The organism is Motilimonas sp. E26, from assembly GCF_021278025.1.
Classification (GTDB): domain Bacteria; phylum Pseudomonadota; class Gammaproteobacteria; order Enterobacterales; family CBDFNC01; genus Motilimonas.
Genome location: NZ_JAIBHJ010000011.1, coordinates 114,338 through 134,321 on the forward strand (window position 1 = coordinate 114,338; position 19,984 = coordinate 134,321).

Annotated in this window: 17 protein-coding genes; 12 read left to right on the forward strand and 5 right to left on the reverse strand. The window is 44.7% G+C overall.

Translation table 11 applies throughout. The annotated features are described in order from the left end of the window. Positions 1–76: 76 nt before the first annotated feature. Positions 77–802 carry a methyltransferase gene (locus tag K1M91_RS11405; protein WP_232801886.1) on the forward strand — a complete coding sequence of 242 codons (726 nt, stop codon included), beginning with the start codon at positions 77–79 and terminating at the stop codon, positions 800–802. A 210-nt stretch (positions 803–1,012) separates the two neighbouring features. Next, positions 1,013–2,323, forward strand: a complete 1,311-nt coding sequence (gene brnQ / locus K1M91_RS11410; RefSeq protein ID WP_232801887.1) for a branched-chain amino acid transport system II carrier protein — start codon at positions 1,013–1,015, stop codon at positions 2,321–2,323. A gap of 83 nt (positions 2,324–2,406) precedes the next feature. Here the strand turns inward: brnQ and K1M91_RS11415 are convergent, their stop codons facing one another. The 3 genes from K1M91_RS11415 to fldB all read right to left on the reverse strand — a co-directional run bounded on the left by K1M91_RS11415 (position 2,407) and on the right by fldB (position 4,542). Further along, on the reverse strand, positions 2,407–3,135 hold the full coding sequence (locus K1M91_RS11415) for a hypothetical protein (RefSeq protein WP_232801888.1): 729 nt from the start codon (positions 3,133–3,135) through the stop codon (positions 2,407–2,409). After that, positions 3,122–3,859 carry a hypothetical protein gene (locus tag K1M91_RS11420; RefSeq protein WP_232801889.1) on the reverse strand — a complete coding sequence of 246 codons (738 nt, stop codon included), beginning with the start codon at positions 3,857–3,859 and terminating at the stop codon, positions 3,122–3,124. The genes K1M91_RS11415 and K1M91_RS11420 overlap by 14 nt, the downstream gene beginning before the upstream one ends. Before the next feature lie 164 nt (positions 3,860–4,023). Further along, positions 4,024–4,542 carry a flavodoxin FldB gene (gene fldB / locus K1M91_RS11425; protein WP_232801890.1) on the reverse strand — a complete coding sequence of 173 codons (519 nt, stop codon included), beginning with the start codon at positions 4,540–4,542 and terminating at the stop codon, positions 4,024–4,026. A gap of 136 nt (positions 4,543–4,678) precedes the next feature. Between fldB and xerD the strand changes: the two genes are divergently transcribed. From xerD to K1M91_RS11450, 5 genes are all read left to right on the forward strand, one after another. Further along, positions 4,679–5,563, forward strand: coding sequence for a site-specific tyrosine recombinase XerD (xerD, locus tag K1M91_RS11430; RefSeq protein ID WP_232801891.1), 885 nt, complete (start codon positions 4,679–4,681; stop codon positions 5,561–5,563). 138 nt (positions 5,564–5,701) lie between these two features. Beyond that, positions 5,702–6,637 (forward strand): bifunctional protein-disulfide isomerase/oxidoreductase DsbC, encoded by a 936-nt coding sequence (dsbC, locus tag K1M91_RS11435; RefSeq protein WP_232801892.1) that lies wholly within the window; start codon positions 5,702–5,704, stop codon positions 6,635–6,637. Between the two features lie 74 nt (positions 6,638–6,711). Further along, positions 6,712–8,433: a single-stranded-DNA-specific exonuclease RecJ gene (gene recJ / locus K1M91_RS11440; protein WP_232801893.1), complete on the forward strand. Its 1,722-nt coding sequence runs from the start codon at positions 6,712–6,714 to the stop codon at positions 8,431–8,433. A 14-nt stretch (positions 8,434–8,447) separates the two neighbouring features. After that, complete coding sequence (locus K1M91_RS11445; protein ID WP_232801894.1) at positions 8,448–9,677, forward strand: glycosyltransferase; 1,230 nt, start codon at positions 8,448–8,450, stop codon at positions 9,675–9,677. A gap of 162 nt (positions 9,678–9,839) precedes the next feature. Further along, a complete protein-coding gene (locus K1M91_RS11450; protein ID WP_232801895.1) occupies positions 9,840–10,178 on the forward strand; it encodes a hypothetical protein in 339 nt (112 codons plus the stop codon). A 12-nt stretch (positions 10,179–10,190) separates the two neighbouring features. Here the strand turns inward: K1M91_RS11450 and K1M91_RS11455 are convergent, their stop codons facing one another. Together K1M91_RS11455 and K1M91_RS11460 are read right to left on the reverse strand one after the other, a co-directional pair. Further along, positions 10,191–10,817, reverse strand: a complete 627-nt coding sequence (locus K1M91_RS11455; RefSeq protein WP_232801896.1) for a LysE family translocator — start codon at positions 10,815–10,817, stop codon at positions 10,191–10,193. Positions 10,818–10,837: 20 nt separating this feature from the next. Continuing rightward, positions 10,838–13,882, reverse strand: a complete 3,045-nt coding sequence (locus K1M91_RS11460) for a transglycosylase domain-containing protein (protein ID WP_232801897.1) — start codon at positions 13,880–13,882, stop codon at positions 10,838–10,840. Positions 13,883–14,149: 267 nt separating this feature from the next. On the opposite strand from K1M91_RS11460, the gene K1M91_RS11465 reads away from it, so the two are divergent. The 5 genes from K1M91_RS11465 to K1M91_RS11485 form a co-directional block, all read left to right on the forward strand. Further along, positions 14,150–15,100 carry an AEC family transporter gene (locus K1M91_RS11465; RefSeq protein WP_232801898.1) on the forward strand — a complete coding sequence of 317 codons (951 nt, stop codon included), beginning with the start codon at positions 14,150–14,152 and terminating at the stop codon, positions 15,098–15,100. Positions 15,101–15,257: 157 nt separating this feature from the next. Next, a complete protein-coding gene (locus tag K1M91_RS11470; RefSeq protein WP_232801899.1) occupies positions 15,258–15,869 on the forward strand; it encodes a CDP-alcohol phosphatidyltransferase family protein in 612 nt (203 codons plus the stop codon). Between the two features lie 67 nt (positions 15,870–15,936). After that, on the forward strand, positions 15,937–17,805 hold the full coding sequence (locus K1M91_RS11475; RefSeq protein ID WP_232801900.1) for a bifunctional alpha/beta hydrolase/class I SAM-dependent methyltransferase: 1,869 nt from the start codon (positions 15,937–15,939) through the stop codon (positions 17,803–17,805). Between the two features lie 221 nt (positions 17,806–18,026). After that, positions 18,027–19,463, forward strand: a complete 1,437-nt coding sequence (locus K1M91_RS11480) for a phosphatase PAP2/dual specificity phosphatase family protein (RefSeq protein WP_232801901.1) — start codon at positions 18,027–18,029, stop codon at positions 19,461–19,463. Beyond that, on the forward strand, positions 19,460–19,984 hold a 525-nt coding region (locus K1M91_RS11485; protein WP_232801902.1), incomplete at its 3' end, for a hypothetical protein. The genes K1M91_RS11480 and K1M91_RS11485, both read left to right, overlap by 4 nt.

Sequence of the window (19,984 nt, forward strand, 5' to 3'; positions counted from 1 at the left end):
TTGGGTATGACAAGTTAGTGGTTGTTGTTGAATAGCTTTGCTAGATTGTAGCGAAATTTTTATCGGAGCAAGCTAAATGGTCAAAAGCCGTGGATTCACTTTCAAACAATTTCATATTGAACATGACTTATGTGCGATGAAAGTAGGAACGGATGGCATTTTGTTAGGCGCATGGGCAAAGGTTGGGCTGGCGGGTCGAATCTTAGATATTGGCACCGGTAGTGGACTGATTGCCTTACAACTGGCACAGAAAGCGCAGCCTGATAGCCACATTGTGGCCATCGAAATTGATCCTAATGCGGCCGCACAGGCAGAACAAAATGTAGCAAATAGCCCTTGGCCTGACAAAGTTAAAGTGAGGTGTGAAACGCTTCAGGGATTTGCTGCCCAAGCTCAATATCAGCAGCAGTTTGATCTGATTGTTTCTAACCCTCCGTATTTTCCGGCTGGACAAGATTTTGTCGACCAAGCCAGAGCAAAAGCGCGCCATAACGGCAGCTTAAACAAGCGAGATTTGATGCAGGCAATTTTACTGCTGTTATCGCCTAGTGGGCGCTGTGATTTGGTGTTGCCATTTGATGTCGCGCTAGAGTATATCGACATGGCAAGTGAGGTGGGCTTGCATTTAGTCCATCGTGTCGATGTGATGACTAAGAAACGCAGCCAGCCTCATCGCATGTTATTCAGTTTAAGTAAGCAAGCTCAAACGTTATGCTTATCTCAGTTATTTATCCATAGTGATGGTGGTGGTTATTCTGCTGATTTCATCAATTTAACTAGGGAGTACTACCTTAAAATGTAGCACTATTAGACTTTATGTTGGCAAAGTTTGATCTTGGTTATATTTTATTTCATCTATATGTATCTGCATACTTGAACCTGTGGTTTCTTTCTTTATCCTGTAGCTAGTATCAATATTGGTTTTTATGGCTGCATTAACCTTATTGTTTGGTTTTTATGCGTATTAGCTTGTAATTGACTAACTTATTATAATAAACAGGAACACAACAAGATGAATAACAGGTTAAGTAGTCTAGACATACTCAGTCTTGGGCTGATGACGTTTGCATTTTTTCTCGGGGCCGGCAATATTATTTTCCCCCCTTTAGCTGGTGCTCATGCAGGAGCTGAGATGGTGCCTGCAATGCTGGGCTTTTTAGCCACTGCGGTGGGTTTGCCTTTACTCACTCTGATTGCGGTAGCAAAGGCGGGAGGGGGAATTAGCACCATGGCTAAGCATTTACCTGTATCCCTCGCCACCACCTTAGCATTAGCGGTATATATCATTATTGGCCCTAGCTTTGCCACGCCACGTACTGGCTTAGTTGCTTATGAAATCGGCATTAAACCCTTTATTGAGCAAGATTATTTAGCTTTGTTCTCTGTCGTGTTTTTCGCTCTAGTAGCGTGGTTGTCGATTAAACCGGGCAAGCTACTTGATTACGTGGGTAAATTTATAACGCCTCTTTTGGTGCTATTACTGTTAGCACTGGCAGTAGCTGTTTTTATGGCGCCGTTAGGTGAGCTGGGCACGCCCAATGCAGATTATGCCAACGATGCATTTGTTAAAGGTTTCTTAGAAGGTTATAACACCATGGACACCTTTGGCGCATTGGTGTTTGGTATGCTGATTGTTAATGTGCTTACCGGTAAGGGCGTCACCGCGAAGTCTTATATATACAAATATCTAATCATTGCGGGCTGTATTGCAGCCGCAGGTTTGGCTTTTGTTTACATTTCTTTATTTTACTTAGGCGCAACGAGTCAAGTGATTGCAGCAGGCGCTCAGTCAGGCTCTGATATTCTAACTATTTATGTGTTTGGCATGTTCGAAGAGCGCGGCACTTATGCGCTAGCGGCTGTGGTGGTCATGGCTTGCTTAACTACCGCGGTGGGTCTAGTCAGTGCTATGACTGCGTTTCTGACTAAATTGAAGCCCAATTGGAACTATACCTATTTGGTACTTATTAACTGTGTTGTTTGTGCTTTGGTGACAAATGTCGGGTTAACTCAGCTAATTACGCTATCTATTCCAGTGCTATTTGCTGTTTATCCGGTAGCCATCGCGCTGATAGCTTTAACATTCGTACAAGAAAAACTGGGTAATAAAGGTTTGTCATATAAGTTTGTATTATCCATTGCATTGATGTTTGGTGTGCTGGATGGTTTAAAAGTGGCAGGGTTAGATATGCATGCTTTTAATTTTTTACCGCTATTTGATAAAGGGCTGGCTTGGTTGCTACCCACTGCTGTCGCGTTGGTTATTGCGCTTTTGGCGTTTAAAAAAGTACCTTGTCAAAAAGCTGCATTGTCGCGGGCATAATTTAAAGCTGAGTTCTTTTTTTGGCTTGAAACAGCATATTGTCTAGCAGCGCGCCTCTTGTTGGCGCGCTGCTACTTGGTTGATTAGTAAGGATTGGGTTGTTGTAAAATGGCAGCGTCAGCTAACAATGACTTATGCCAGCCTTGGCTTCTGAGTTTTTTATTTGCTTTGTTTTGTGCCGCCATATTTGCTTTGCTGCATTTTACATATTCTTTTGCTGCGTCACTTTGCGTCCAGCCCGTTTCATCGGGTTTAACACATCTATTATTAACCTCATCATATGCAGCCTTCGCTGTTTTATATTGCGCCTGAGTTTCGGACATGACTGAGCTGTAGTACTTTTCTATCAAGGCTTGGTTAATCGCAATCCGGCAGGCTGATTCTGCCAAGTTGCTCTTTAGCGCAGGGAAACTTTCCCTATTTTCCATTTCTTGATAGCGTTGATATTCTTGATGATAGAAGCGCCATTTTTCGGGCAAATCAGCGAGGGCATTCATCAAGGTATATTTTGGCTCTTTTTGATTATTAACTAATACATCGCCACATTGGCAAGATTGTGCACCACATAAGGCTGTTGCCTGTTGCAGCGCTGGTCGCTTAAACCAAGAGGCGTGTAACCCTGTCGCATGTTGCGAAGATTTAAGCTGAATTTCCTTTCCTTCTAAGCAGCCCGTTGATTGGTATATGGTTTTGTCGCCTACCTGGCATTTATAAACCGCACTAAGGGCGGGGTAGGAAACGAGCAGTGTTAAGGTTACTAGGCATAATAATGCTAAATTTAATTTTTTTATTGGTAATTTATTCAATTTCATAAGGATTTTTTAACTTTAATGTTGCGACTTGGGTTGGAAATTTCGGCGCGTTATTACTCGCTGCTTGCTGTGCAATTAGGCGATCGTTGTTATCTTTTTCAACACTTACACATTGATTAAACTTGATCTCTGCTTCATTCAAAGGCATATCATCATCTAACCCTTGCGAGCAACGTTCAGCAAGCTTAGCGTTTAACTCCTCTTCGGAGAGGGGGGGAGTTGCTTTTGGATTGATGACTTCAAGGTAGGATTGATTGAGTAACGTTTGATGCATGGCGATCATACAGGCGCTATTAGCAATATCGGCTCTTTGGTTTGAAATTTTTTGTTCTTCATCCGACAAGTTAAGATAGGTTTGGTAGAGCTCATGGTGTTGTTGCCAGTCATTGATTAGGCCCGAGAGCGATTTTTCAACATTGGCTTGGCTGTCAGCACTTAAAGGTAGTGTTTGCGTGCCGCATTGACATATGTCACCGCTGCATGTGGCGGTATCGGGTAGTAGTGGTGGACGCGAAAACCAAGAGGCATGTAACCCTGTATCATGCTTGGTAGGTTTTAAGACGGTTTGTTTACCTTTGAAACACGGCGAGGATTGGTAAACGGTTTTTCCGCTTACTTGGCATTTATAGACAGCGGCTTGGGCTGTGTTATGGATCAACATGCTCGCGATAAGAAAGGTGGTTAATAGCAATAAATGTTGTATTTTTAACAGTCGGTAAGCCATGACTCTTCCTTGAAAATATCTCTCAATCCTAGTTTGAGTCCGAATCATAACGTTTAAGTGATTCATAGCTAACAAAGAAGTCATCAAAACAGGAGCTGGCTCGAATATTTTTTAGCAAAAGTGATACTCGCCTTAGTGTTTGCACAGTAAGCGAGTAGCGGCAATTATATATGCTGCTGAATTTCAGTAAGCACTTGAATGGCCCAGTTTTGAATGCGCTCGTCCGATAAATCGTATTGATTATCTTCATCTAAGGCGAGGCCGACAAATTGACTGGCGTCTGCAGTGAGCGCTTTAGAAGCTTCAAATTCATAACCGTCAACACTGGTGTAGCCGATAAACGTTGGGTTTTGTGGCAGTAGTTCATCATGTAGCATGCCGAGGGCATCTTGAAACCATTGGCTGTAGCCTTCTTGATCACCCATGCCATATAACGCAATGATTTTGCCTTGCACTGTCAGGCCATTTAATTGTTGCCAAAGCTCAGCCCAGTCTTCTTGCAGCTCGCCGTAATCCCAAGTGGAAATACCTAAAATTAGCACGTCGTAATCTTGGGTTTTGCTTAGCGGGGTTTCTTTAATATTGAAAAGATCAACCAGCTCCTCACCGATGGCATCGCGAATTTTTTCTGCCGCGATTTCGGTGTAACAAGTTGTAGAACCATAAAACAAGCCAATTTTCATTTTTACCCCCCCTGTTAATATGAGCCGCATTCTAACAAGGAAAAGGTCACTGAGGCGAGGGTAGTGAGTCGACTAACTTTGTATTGAGGAGTATCTGGATTAGAATCTTGACTCATTCAATGATAACAGCGTGATTATGTCCTCATTAATAGACGATTTTTTAGATGCTATGTGGTTAGAGCGCGGGTTAAGTGATAACACTACCTCCTCATATCGTCATGATTTAAACCACTTGGCGTTGTGGTGCGATCAAACTGGCCACGCTTTGCTGACATTACAGCGTAGTGATATTCAAGACTATTTAAGCGTACGTCAAAACGCTGGCTATAAAGCGACTTCGAGTGCGCGTTTGTTAAGTGCGGTACGTCGTTTTTATCAATATTTATGCCGAGAAAAGCTGCGTGAAGACGACCCCACCGCATTGATTGTGAATCCTAAACTGCCAAAATACTTACCCGCAGATTTAACCGAATCAGAGGTTGACGCGTTACTCATGGCGCCGGATTTATCAGAGGCGATAGGCCTGCGTGATAAAGCCATGTTAGAGCTGCTTTATGCCACTGGACTACGAGTGTCTGAGTTGGTTAATTTAAGTACCGACCGAGTCAGTTTGCGCCAAGGTGTGGTGCGCATTGTCGGTAAAGGTAATAAAGAGCGCTTAGTACCGATGGGCGAGGAAGCGGTGTATTGGCTAGAGCGATTTTTTAATGAAGCCAGAGCCAGCTTATTAAAAGAAACCAGCTCAGATGTGGTGTTTCCGAGTACGCGGGCGCAATTTATGACGCGGCAAACTTTTTGGCATCGGATCAAACATTACTCAAAAGTGGCGTGTATTAGTACCCATCTTTCGCCTCATACGTTGCGCCATGCCTTTGCGACTCATTTATTAAACCATGGTGCCGATTTACGCGTAGTACAATTATTACTCGGTCATAGTGATCTCTCTACCACGCAAATTTATACCCATGTGGCAGGCGAGCGCTTAAAAAGCTTACATGAAATTCATCATCCGAGAGCATGATGTGATAATGTTGGCAGCAACAAACAGGAATAAACTACTTGGGCTTTTTATCTTGTTGTGCATAATTGTGCGATACCCATTTTTTGTTTAATGGCCATGAAGGCTCTTAAACTAAATCAACCAGTATTTGGAGTTGTTATGTGGAAGAAAACCTTGATTGCGGTAGCATTAATTGGCGGATTAAACGCCCATGTTATGGCAGAGACTACGGATGGTCAGACCAAGGCTTTACAAGCTCAGCTCAGTTCTGCTGAGCAACGTGTTGCGCAATTAGAGCAAGCACTGAATGAGCAAAATCAAAAAAATAGCGATCTCACCACTGAGCTGCGCGCATTAAAAGCCGAACACCCTGACTTAGAGGCTGCTCGTGAGCAATCACAACACTTTGAGATGATCCGCGAGCAATTAGCGACTATCGAAGTCAAGCCCTTCAGCTTGGAGCGCAGTATTATTCCAAGTATGTATGAAGTGAAAACGGATCGCGGCGTTATTTACAGTAACCCAACAGGTCGATATTTATTGTTTGGTAACCTGTTTGAAGTGGTCAACACAGAAGTCACTAACTTAACTGAGCAATCCCTAGCCAAGTTGCGCGCAGAGCAGCTTAAAGCGTTTGAAAAAGACATGATTGTTTACCCTGCGAAGGACGAAAAGTTTGTGGTTACCGTCTTCACTGATACCGACTGCGGTTACTGTCAAAAATTACATCATGAAATGGCTGATTACAATAAAGCAGGGATTACAATTAGATATCTTGCATTCCCACGTGGTGGTGAGCGTTCACAAACTTATCGTGACATGGTGTCTATTTGGTGTTCTGAGGATCAACGTGCTTCGATGAATGCAGCGAAAAATCGTGAAGATATCCCAGCTAAGACATGTGACAATAATGTGTTAAAACAATATGAATTGGGCGGTATGTTTGGTGTAAATGGTACTCCAGCCATGGTGCTGTCGGATGGCACCATGCAGCCAGGATATGTACCAGCGGATCGCTTATCAGCTTTACTTGAGCAAATGGCCGCGAAAGAATTAGCCAACGCGGCGACAGAGACAACGACAGCAACCCAATAAAACCATTTTATTGTGACTTAAATAAGGCGACTTCGGTCGCCTTTTAGTTTTTTATTCAAGAGCCCTTTAAATTCATGCCTAAGCTTAGTATTCAGCGCCGCGATCCAGTAGACGCTAGCTTTTTACCTGATGAACTTCACCCCGTGTTAAAGCAGATTTATGCCAATCGGGGCATTAAAGATGCGAGTGAGCTGAACATGGCTGCGAGCGCCTTGTTTACGCCTAAGGACATTATGGGTATAGACAGAGCGTGCGAGCTTTTATATCAGGCCATCAATGCTAAGCAGCGTATTATCATCGTGGGTGATTTTGATGCCGATGGTGCCACCAGTACGGCATTGTGTGTATTGGCATTAAAGATGTTGGGCTGTACTAACGTTGATTTCTTAGTGCCGAATCGTTTTGATTATGGCTATGGTTTAAGTCCTGAAACCGTGCAACTAGCCGCTGACATGGGCGCGGCCATGATTGTCACGGTTGATAATGGTATTTCCAGTATTCAAGGGGTGAGTGCAGCGAAAGCACTGGGCTTACAAGTAGTTGTTACCGATCATCATTTACCGGGTTTAGAATTACCCAATGCCGATGCCATCGTCAACCCGAATCAACATGGCTGTGGCTTCCCGAGCAAAAATTTGGCTGGGGTTGGGGTCGCGTTTTACTTGATGCTGGCGCTGCGCCAGTACATCAGTCAGCGTGATGGTTTTCATGGTACACCGCCTAACTTGGCTTGCTTGTTAGATATTGTTGCCTTAGGCACGGTTGCGGACGTAGTGCCCCTTGACGCGAATAATCGTATTCTGGTTCATCAAGGTATTGGTCGCATTCGCGCAGGGCGCTGTCGTCCGGGTATTCAAGCCTTGATTGAAGTAGCGGGTAAAAACCAGCAGCAGTTAGTGGCGTCAGATCTAGGATTTGCATTGGGGCCACGTATTAACGCCGCAGGCCGTTTAGATGAGATGAGCTTAGGTGTGTCACTATTATTGTGTGATGATTTACCTCAAGCGCGCAGCTTAGCAGTTGAGCTAGACACGCTAAACCGAGAGCGCCGCGAGATAGAAACGGGCATGCAACAAGAAGCAATCAATAGCCTGCAAAAAATTGAGCTGGATGAGTCCGATATTCCAACGGCAATTTGCTTATATCAAGAAGACTGGCATCAAGGAGTGATCGGTTTAGTGGCATCGCGTATTAAAGAGCGCTACTACCGACCAACCCTTGCCTTTGCCAGTGCAGGTGAAGGCGAAATTAAAGGCTCGGCGCGTTCAATTCCCGGTATTCACATGCGTGATATGTTGGAACAGGTTGATACGCAAAACCCTGGCTTGATCCATAAATTTGGCGGCCATGCCATGGCGGCGGGATTATCATTGCCCCTTGCTCATTTTGCGGACTTTAAAGCCAAACTCAATCAGGTTATTGACCAACATATTAGCCCTTCGGTACTACAAGGCAGCCTGTTAAGTGATGGTCCACTGGCACCACAGGCCTTCAATTTAGAGCTGGCGCAATTACTTAAATTTGCCGGTCCTTGGGGGCAAGCTTTTCCAGAGCCTTTGTTTGATGGCAAATTTAAGCTATTGCAGCAGCGGTTAGTGGGACAAAAGCATTTAAAACTGGTGCTGGAGCCAGAAGCGGGTGGCGTGGCCATTGATGCTATTGCATTTAATGTAGATCTAGCCCTTTGGCCTAACCCTATGGTGCGTTGGGCTGAAATAGCTTATCGCCTTGATATTAACGAGTTTCGTGGTAATCGCAGCGTGCAGTTGATGGTCGATTTAATCAATCCACTTTAAGAGAGTAGTAACAGATGCAACAAATTTTAGTGATTGGTTATGTTTGGCCTGAGCCAAATTCGTCAGCGGCTGGCAGCCACATGATGTCGCTGCTGCGTTTATTTAAACGTCAAGGCTGGCAAGTTACGTTTGCGAGTCCCGCGCAGCGCAGCGAACACATGGTTGATTTAGCCGAAGAAGATATTGCCAGCGAAAGCATTGCCTTAAATTGCAGCTCGTTTGATGCGTTTATTAGTGAATTGCAACCTGACATGGTGATGTTTGACCGCTTTATGATGGAGGAGCAATTTGGCTGGCGGGTGGAAAAAAACTGCCCTAGTGCGCTGCGCATTTTAGATACCGAAGACTTACAGTGCTTACGTAATGCACGCCATGAAGCGGTGAAAAAGCAACGCGAGTTGATGCCGCAAGACCTACATTCCGATCTGGCTAAGCGTGAAATCGCGGCCATTTACCGCTGTGACTTGTCTTTGATTATCTCTAGTTATGAAATGACGCTATTGGCAGAGACGTTTAAGGTGCCCTGCGCACTACTGCATCATCTGCCGTTTATGATTGAGCCAAAAACGTCATCGCAACCTCAGCTTGGTTTTAACGAGCGCCAGCACTTTATTAGTATTGGCAACTTTCGGCATGCCCCTAACTGGGACGCGGTATTAGTGTTAAGCCAAATTTGGCCTGCGATCCGCAAGCAATGTCCAGATGCACAGCTGCATATTTATGGCTCTTACCCACCGCCAAAAGCCACCGCACTGAATAATCCGAAGGCGGGTTTTTTAGTAAAAGGCTGGGCCGATGATGCCTTTGCTGTGATGGCAAAAGCCCGAGTGTGCCTTGCGCCGCTGCGTTTTGGCGCCGGTATTAAAGGGAAATTCATTGATGCTATGCAAATGGGCACACCGAGTGTGACCACAGATATTGGCGCAGAAGGCATGACCAACGGCATGCCTTGGCCGGGTTTGATTGCCAATAACGATGATGAGTTGATAGCGGCAGCGGTCGCTTTATATCAAGATGAAGCGTTTTGGCAGAAAGCCCAAGATGCCTGCCAGCCATTACTTGAGCAGGTGTATGACGCTAGCGAGTTAGGTAAGAGGCTAATTGCGCGTATTAATGCACTACAAGCTAACTTGCCCGAGCACCGCTTAGCTAATTTTACTGGCGCGATGTTGCGTCATCACAGTATGAAAAGCACCCAATATATGTCGCAGTGGATTGAAGAGAAAAATAAGCCTAAACAGTAGATGTTACATTGTTTATGTGAATACTATGAATTTTGCTCACAAGTTGCTCTCTTATCGATACAAGCCCATCGCTCACTGGCGATGTTCTGAACAATATCAACTTTAACTGGCTGGCTAGATAACCTACACTTGGCATATTAATAGTATTTAAGTTGCTAATGAATGAGCCAAAATCAAGTATTGCCAGATGAGAAAAAACTAACGGTTTTATGTCGTGTAGAGCCTGGTTGTTTAGGGCCTGATGGGAAAAATTACATTGAGGAGTTTTGCCGCTTTGCTGAGCAAGAGTTTACGGAAATAGATCGTGACTTTGTCCATTGGTTAATCGTGCCACGTTACGATAAATCCTTGCCAGAGACTCAGTATCAACTTGCAGCCAAGAATTTAACCTATCAACAAGCGTGTAAGTACCTAGCATTATTTGGTAAAGAATTAGATGAATTTGAAAGCCATCTTAATGAAAAACTCGCCGAGTTAATTGATCAACACTTAGGCCGATAAGTTAAGGCTTTGTCATTCTTCAAGCAGTAATTTCACCCCTAAAAGGAGTAACACTGTGCCCGTTATTCCTTCCATCCAAGCTAAAAAAGCCCGGCTTTGTAGTAAGTTTTTTGCCTTATTGAGTGTGCTAGCCAAGCCACATTGCCAAACCATTGCGATAATGAAATGAATGCCTGCCATCAGCAATGATTGCAACAATGGTGAGTATTCAGGATTAATAAATTGGGGTAAAAACGCTAAATAGAAAATACCGGTCTTTGGGTTTAATACATTTGATAAAAATCCTTCACGAAAAGCTTTTTGGTGTTTTAAAGGCGTCTTTACTTGTTGCAAATGAATCGTATTTTTTTGACCTTGTAACAGTGACTTAAAGCTACTAAGGCCGAGCCAAATTAAATAGGCTGCGCCAGCCCACTTGATGAGCAGAAATAACTCTGCTGATTGCATTAATATGGCCGAAATCCCGATAGCTGAAAAGGTAGCATGAACAAATAAACCGAAGCATATTCCTAGACTTGTCATGTATCCCGCGGTTACTCCTGCGCGACTGGTATTACGTATGACAAGTGCCGTGTCTAACCCCGGAGTTAGGGTCAATATTGTTATTGCAAGCAAAAAAGCTTCTAGGTTGATAATCATTTATGTTATTCAGATTTGAGTTAATGACAGTAATGTGCGCCGTTTGCGATGGACTTGTCAAGATAAGGCATGAGCATAGGGACCATACCTTTTAGCACCTGTACTGGCAACGCTGATGTAAAAGTAAAGTTATCAGATGCACTGCCCGGCACATAAGCTGTTAAGGTGCCAAAGTAATCATCACCAATATAAAAGACTAAGGTCGCTGTGCGGTTACGTGCTACAGAGCTGGTTACTTGTCCACCCCGCCCAAAGGTTTCAATACGGTTATCACCGGTGCCGGTTTTAGCTCCTACTGTTAATAATTCACCATCCGCTTGGGTAAATGCTCCTGCTAAGCGTCTTGCGGTGCCAGCATTGACTACTTCTGCTAGTGCGTTTTTAAGTGCTTGCGCTACTTCAATTCGCATTACTCGCTCGCCGGCAATGGGTTTGGGGTTATAGTGACTCTGATAAGGGGTATCATCGGCAAAGGCCAATTTTTCGATGCGCTGAGTTGGATATTTTATTCCGCCATTTTGAATGATGCCAAGTAGGGTCGCGAGGGCAACAGGGCGATCGCCCGAGCTACCTAGAGCGGTTGCTAGGGAAGGGACAAGGTGGTCAAAGGGGTAGCCCACTTTTGCCCAGCGTTGATGAATATCTAAAAAAGCTTCTACTTCGAGCATGGTTCGAATGCGTGAATCCCGTGCGGTGCGATGGCGAGTCTTAAATAGCCAGCCATAGACCTCTTGGCGTTGAACTTGGCTTGCTGCTATAGCATCGGATAAGGTCACATTATCGGTTTGCATTAAATACCCCAAGAGCCAAAGTTCTAGTGGGTGTACTCGCGCTATATAGCCTTGATCGGGAAGTGAGTATTGACCTGGTGAATAGCGTTTATACAATTGCACTAGGGTTTTATTATCGAGCTCTTTATTCGGTAGGCGTTGAAGAATAAAAGCATTAAATTCGGCTTGACTGGCATGGGGTAAAATATAGCGATGTACTGCCGCTAACCTTGCGGGTGTTTGCTTTAAACCATTAAGAAAAATATCAAACTGTTCAGCATCTGATTTACCGGTATATTTTTGCCAAAACCGACGTAGGAAAGTCTTGCCTTCTCGGTCGGCAAAGCGCGACAAATACTCTTGACGCTGTGGGTTTTTATCATCTTCCAGTAAGCGGGTGCGGTTTTCATCTTTGTAGGTGCTATAGCGCACAATATCACGCATCAAACGTACAAAAGGCAAGTTCAATGACTCACGTAGCGAGTCAATCATGGTCGCATGGCGCTGGTTATCTTTGGCGCTGAAATTGTTAAAGCTATGCATCCCACCACCGGTGAAAAAGCGCTCATTGGGGTTCGCTGAATACTTTCGTTCGAGCGCAGCATTGAGCATCTTTGATAGATCGCGGTCTTTGCTTTTACTGAGGTAATCAACGGCCCAACGACTGAGTATATCTTGTTTGGGAATGCTAATTTTCCGTAAACTGATATCGTTCAAGTCAGCATAGGTTTCATGTAGCTCTGCGATGATCTCCAAGTAGGTGGTCAGCACACGTATTTTAGCGGTAGAGCCTAACTCTAGCTTACTGCCTTCGTTAATATCAAAGGGTTGGTTAGTATTATCCGTTTGTACCCGAACTTTAAAACCTTGCTCTGACTGTTGCATTAAAGTGAAGCTGTAATTGACGTCAGCGGTCTTCTCTGGGGTGAGTAGTCGGTTGCCCAGTAGGCCTATTTGTTGGGCAAATTCAGGTTTTGCTAATTGTGCTAGATAACTGGAAACATCGCGCTGCAGGGGAATGTTCAAACTTGTATTTGCGCTAAGATCCATGCGGTCTAAATCATAAAATTGGCTTCCTAATAATTGACTTAAACGCGTGCGAGTCAGTTGTAAGCCTTTACTGCTTTCTATCCGCATTAAAGCTGGATTTTTTTTAAAATCTCGATAGTTGATTTTTGCTTCTAAAGCGGCAGCCATTAACTGCCCAGAGATCATGCCTTGCTGCATAAAGATACGCAAATAGCTGTCCGTTAGGCGCGATAAGTCTTCTCTCCCAGAGGTCAAGTAGTAAGAAGGGCGGCGATGGGCGATCATCAAAGACACAATTTGGCGCAGCGCTAAGCCAATATCTTTCAACGTGTCATCTTGATTTTTACTTGGGTCTAATAAGCGATTAACTTCAGCGACATCAGCGCCGAACCATACCCATAGACCATCGCCAACGCCGTGTACTTCACCGTAGCCCGGAGCCGCAGATAGGGGCACAGAGTTTAAGTATGCCCATACCACTAATTTTCGCGCCGCTAGGGTGTTTGGGCCTAAGTGATAAGAGCGTACGCTGGCCGACACCATTTGCCTGATTTTTTCTGTCGGAGAATCGGTTAAGCCATCTTCTGAATGACGATATTTTTCTACCTGAGTCGCAAGTGTACTGCCCCCTGCTGATTGGCCAGGCAAACCCAATGCTTTAGTGACTTGGGTAAATGCCGCCATGGCAAATCGTGGCCAATCAACAGCCGGATTAGCGAGTGGATTTTCGCTACTAAGCAAGTGCTTATTTTCAATGAAGAGTAACGACTTAATAACCAAAGGCGGTACTTGATCAAAGCTTGGATAGTAATGATAAGGATAGTTATAGCGATAAAACGGCGCACCGCTACAGTCTTGCAAAGTCAGGCCTGTTTGTACTTTTTCAGTGTAAGGGAGGAATAAGCCTTGGTTAGCATAGCGTAATAGAGCAGGGCTAAAGTGTGCTTGCTGAGCAACTTCATAGCCTCGTTCTAATAACCTTGACTGGATCATCGGCAGTTTTACGTAGCCTAAGCGTTGATCAAAAGGCCCTTGATTGGGAAAAACGATACTGTCACTGGGGCCTTCTTTCACCTCATAATTGAGTGTTCTAGCGTAGTTTGAAATGAATTCAGATTGAAAATGTGAAGTTTTTGTCTCATAGATAACCATTACTGCTACTAGCAGTGACAAGACAATAAATAGTAATTTGATAATTTTGCCGATTGAATATTGTGATTGAACGGGAATAGATGCCTGTTCAGCATTGTCTTGAGTGTTGTCCATGGAATCCACAGGGTATATATCCCTTGCTTGCATCAAAGATAAAAACGGGTTGTTAGATACTATTAAACTAGCATGCTTAATTAAGTGATATGTTAGCAGTTGACATGGCGCAATGGCAGAGGCTTTGTTAACTTTAATTAACCTTCACTCGGGTTAAGCCTATCAGTGTGTGATATTGTTCATTTTATTTGTTCAAAGCTTAGATTTTTAGGTTGGCTTTTTTATTGATTGGGATTGCTTATCTCTGTCGCCGTTTTTGAGGGTGTTTTGCCAGTAATCGATGTTGTATTACCACCGTTAGTGTTAACTTTACTAGGTTTTTGTCTAGTTAAGTCTCGCTTAGTTACGTCTGCGGAGTCACAAGCGTTAAGTAAGTTTGTTTTCACTTATGCCTTGCCGGCTTTATTGTTCGTTAGTGTTGCTAAAGCCGTTGTACCATCTCCCATTCCTTGGACCTTTTTAGGCGCTTATTATGGCGCACTATTGCTGGTGTTTGTGATAGCGGTTCATATTGTAAAAAAATATTTTTCTTATCAGCATGTTGCGCAAAGTATTTTTGCCATGGGCTGCGTCTATTCAAATATTGCTATTATTGGCATTCCCCTAACGATTTACGGCTTAGGTGAGGCGGCGTTACTGCCCTTATTTATACTCATATCGATACATAATTTGGTCTTGTTTACTTTGGGGGAGGTGACCGCCCAATGGCAGCAATTATCTCTGCATCGTTTAGGACAAAGTTTATTTATCATTTTAAAACAATTGTTATTAGGTCCTATCACCGCAAGCTTACTGGCTGGAGCGATGTTTAATCTGCTTGATATTGTGGTTTACCCGCCGTTGTTCAAAACTATTAGCTTAGTGGGAGAGGCGGCGATACCATTGGCTCTTGTCGTATTGGGTATGTCATTAACTCAATATCGAATTTATGGACACCTTTCTGCTGCATTACTTTTAGTGGCATTTAAAATGGGCATATTTCCACTATTGGTGGCTTGTTTAGTGCTTTTTTGTTTTGAGCTCGAACCGTTATGGTCGACTACAGCTATTCTAGCAGCGGCGTTACCTGTAGGTGTTAGCAGTTATGCATTTGCTCAGCGTTATCTAAATCATCCACAAGCTGAGCGAATTAAAGGCGTGTTAGCTGCGGCGATACTGATGTCGACGATGTTAAGCACGGTAACACTATCTGTACTATTGGTATGGTTAGCGCAATAAAGCGTTAGTTTTTTTATTTTACCTTCACAAAAGCATGATAAGTAAATTGACTCGAACAATTGCTTTGATAATCTGCGCCTCAATTAGGTTTATTGCTTTAAACGATTGTTATTAATTCGTTAATATAAACTCCCCATGTGCTGTGAGGCGCTTAAATTTGTCCATTTATAAATTAAAATCACGCTTTCAGGATTTGCTGCGCCCGAGTGTGAGTTGGCTTTATCAGCGTGGCGTGACGGCTAATCAAGTCACGCTGCTGGCCATGGTTATCTCTTTGCTACTCGGCGGCTTTTTATGTTTACCCTCCTTAAATGCCAACTGGTTTTTTCTGTTACCGATTTGGATGTTCTTGCGCATGGCGTTTAATGCTATTGATGGCATGTTGGCGCGAGAATTCAAACAGCAGTCTAGTCTTGGCGCTTACCTTAATGAATTGTCTGATGTGATTGCTGACACCGCACTCTTTTTACCTTTCGCTTTGCTGGTTGGTATTGAACCCGCCTTGGTGCTAGGGATTATCTTCTTGGCTAGCTTAAGTGAGTTTGCCGGTGTGCTGGGTTTAATGGTTGGTGCTTCTCGGCGCTACGACGGCCCGATGGGAAAAAGCGATCGCGCCTTTGTATTTGGTTTATTGGCGACACTTTGGCCCTTAAATTGGCTTTCAACTTTTTGGTTTAACACCATTTTAGTTATTACTTTGTTATTACTGCTCATTACCATAGTCAATCGGGTTCGACGCGGTTTAGCTGAGTCAGCTACTCACGTTTAACGGAACCAACCTAGGTCATTATTTTTCAGCTGTTTATTTTAACAGCTTGCAAATTAGGAAACGCATTATGAATACCGTTACAGAACATGACGCAACCCTTGATAGACCAGAGACAGAGGACTTAGCTAATCAAACCGTTGCGGAGGTTGTTGAAAACTCAGAGAGTGCTGCTGAGGCTATCAATGAAAAAGAAACCCTCTTAAGTTTTACAACTCATGATGGCGTCGCGCTGAAATACCGTTACTGGCCCGCAAAATCGCCAAATCAAGGGGTGCGAAAAACGGTGGTGATGTTTCACCGTGGCCATGAGCACAGCGGGCGAATGGCACATTTAGTTGATGAACTGGGCCTTGATGATTGTGACTTTTTTGCTTGGGACGCCCGTGGTCATGGTGAATCGCCTGGTGAGCGCGGTGACAGCCCAAGCTTTGGCACCAGTGTGCGTGATGTGCAAACCTTTATGGACCATTTAGCGGCGCAGCATCAAGTGGATATTGAGCAAACGATTGTATTAGCGCAAAGTGTGGGCGCGGTATTGGCCTCGACTTGGGTACATGATTACGCGCCGAATATTCGCGCGTTGGTGTTAGCATCACCGGCATTTAGCATTAAATTATATGTGCCGTTTGCCATACCGGGTCTGCGTTTGTTAAAGCAGTTTAAAGGCTACTTCTTTGTTAACAGCTACGTTAAGGCGAAGTTTTTAACGCATGACCCCGAGCGCATTGCGTCTTTTGATAACGATCCTTTGATTGCTAGACCTATCTCGGTGCAAATGCTTTTAGGGTTACACGACGCGGCTAAACGCGTGGTGGCTGATGCTGCTGCGATCAATGTGCCCACTCAGCTATTGATTTCAGGCGATGATTGGGTGGTACGTCGCAAGCCACAGCAGCAATTTTTTGAACGCTTAAGCAGCGATTGTAAAGAGCAGCACATTCTGCCTGGCTTTTATCATGACACCTTAGGTGAGCTGGCGCGGCCACAAGCATTAGCCCGCATTAAACGTTTTGTTGAGCAGCGCTTTGCCGAGCCGCGCAAAACCAATGATTTACTTAACGCCGATAAAAGCGGTTATTTTTGCGCCGAGGCTGAATCCCTTGCCGCGCCGTTGCCAAAAGGTTCATTACGTGCGCGTTTTTGGGATTTTTATCGCTCAACGCTTGCGTTTACCAGTCGCTATTCTGCCGGGGTGAAGCTGGGCTTTGATACCGGATTTGATTCGGGCAGCACCTTAGATTACGTTTATCGCAACAAGCCGACAGGCACTAATAAAATTGGTGAGTTGATAGATCAAAACTATTTAAACTCAGTGGGCTGGCAGGGTATTCGCCAGCGCAAAGTCAATTTAGAAGAGCTACTCGCCAAGGCGATGGATAAGCTGAAAAATGAACAGCGCGAAGTGAAGCTGGTGGATATTGCCGCGGGCCATGGCCGCTATATTTTAGCCGCCATTGAACAAGCAGAGGTGAAGCCGCAAGCTGTTTTGCTGCGCGATTACAGTGATATAAATGTCCGCGATGGTAATGCCCTTATTGAAGAAAAAGGCCTTGGCGAAATTGTGCAATTTGTTAAAGGCGATGCTTTTGATAAAGCAGACCTTGCAGCGCTGGCGCTAAAACCTAACTTAGCCGTGGTATCCGGCTTGTATGAGCTATTTGGTGATAACACTATAGTGTCGGGCTCGTTGGCGGGCTTATCACAAGGCATGGAAAAGGGCGGTTACTTGATTTATACCGGTCAGCCTTGGCATCCGCAGTTAGAGCTGATTGCTCGCGCCTTGACCAGCCACCGTGAAGGCCAAGCTTGGGTGATGCGTCGTCGCAGTCAGGCCGAGATGGATCAGCTGGTTGCGGCTGCGGGCTTTAAAAAGATTGAGCAGCGCATTGACGAAATGGGCATTTTTACTGTTTCTATCGCGCAAAAAGTGGATTGATAGTGGGGATAAGCTTGCGACGGTGGAGCCACTAAGGTGAAACCGAAAGCAGCGAAATCCTGCACACTTAGAAAATGAAATGTTGCTAGCAAAAACGCTGCAAGTACGTCCTTGTAAGCTTGGCTTTTTCATCCATGAAAAAGACATTTTGCTGCGCAATATCCCATTTTCTCATGGTCGATTCTTGATGACGCTTTTATTCAAATGTTAGGTTCGTGAATATGTCAAAACCGCTTTCGCACGTTCAGCCTGCTCCGATTTTATGGTGGCGCGGGGTGGCTTGGTTGGCACTGCTTGCCCCGCTGTTTTTTATTACTTACAACGGCGCAAATCAGTATGCCGCGAGCTTACCCCAAGTTGCTAGTGTGGTGTTTGCTTGGGAGCGCCACATTCCCTTGCTGCCATGGACCATCATTCCCTATTGGTCGATAGACTTACTTTATGGTTTAGCTTTTTTATTGCCGCGCCAGCGAAAATTGGTCGATGCGTTAGGGCTACGTTTACTTACGGCGCAAGTGGTTTGTATTAGCTGCTTTTTACTTTGGCCGTTGCATTTTAGTGTTGAGCGGCCAGAGTTAACTGGAGTGTTTGGCACTCTATTTGATATTTTGATGGGCTTTGATAAGCCTTATAATCAAGCGCCATCACTGCATATCACCTTGCTCATTGTGTTGTGGGCCTGTTTTGCTCAGCACCTTAAAGGGGTGTGGCGCTGGCTGACCCATGGCTGGTTTGCCTTAATCGGTTTATCCGTACTCACCACTTGGCAGCATCATTTTATCGACTTGCCAACAGGCGTATTAGCCGGTTTTTTCTGTATCTGGTGTTGGCCTAATACAGGGCGCAGCCCACTGCTGTTTTGGCGTCATGGCAAGGTTAAGCCACATTATGCTTTGGCTAGTTACTATGGTCTCGCTGGCATCTTGTGTGGCGTAGTTGCGGCGCACTTTTCGGGCGTTACCTTGATACTGCTTTGGCCTTGCGTGTCATTGTTACTGGTGGCATTTAACTACACATGCTGCGGCGCCATGGGCTTTCAAAAACAAGACTCTGGGCGCTTAAATTTAGCGGCGACAGTGTTATTTGCGCCTTATTTAGTGGGCGCTTGGCTTAATTCTAGGCTGTGGACCCGAGGACAAGCGACTGCGAACGAAGTGGTGAACGGTGTTTGGCTTGGTCGTAAACCGAGTGCGAGTGAGGCGGCGCAATATGTTGGTTTAATGGATATGTGTCCGGAATTACCGATTCGATTATCCAAGCAGTTAAGTACAGGTAATCACTATCAACATTTTGATGTGCTCGACCTTACGCCCTTAAGTGCACAGCAATGTTGGCAGGCGGCAAAAGCCATCGACTCCCTTAATCATGCACATTATCAGCCTATTCTTGTTTATTGTGCCCTTGGTTATTCACGCAGCAGTGTAGCGTTAATGGCGTGGTTGTTGTTAAGTGGTCAGGCGCAAACACCTGAGAGCGCTAAAGGGTTAATTGAACAAGCGCGGCCACAAGTAGTGATCAAAGCTTATCACCTAGCGGCATTGGCGCAGATGCAGTTGTTGCCTGAATTTATTAATTATCAGCGCCATCGCGCAGCCGTGGCGAAGCAAAACAAGCAGCATTATAAGCGTCAACCCTTGACTCATAAGGAGCAAGAATGAGCTTGCCAATAAAATTAGGTGTTCAAATTAGCTTGCTTAGGCGCGGCGCAGAGCTAGACCAATTATCGCTCTGTGTTACGGCCCTTAGCATTTTGATGCTGATGTTACAAAGTGCTTTAATGATAACGCCGTGGCAGTTAGGGTTATTGATTATCTTGCTGTTAGTGGGTTTGGCCCAGAAAATGTATGCTTTGCGGGTAAGCTTAGACGCTGACTTATTTACTCAATTAGCCGTGTTGTGGCAACAGCAAGGCGTGGCCACCGCTCAAGATACTGACCCCATGCTAAGGGCGCTTGACAGCGAACTTGCGGCACTTGGTTTAATCAAAACGCCGCAACAAACACGGGTACTGCAATCTCGCTGCCAAGGTGCGCTGCGCTTATTGAAACGACAGTTTTTATGTGTGGTATTACAGCTATTGATGTTGCTTGTTTTATTACTCAGCCTAGGGTCTGTTGATCTTTGCTGTATAGATTTTGTTCAGCAGTACATAGGCAGCCACATTATAGCAAACGCCAGT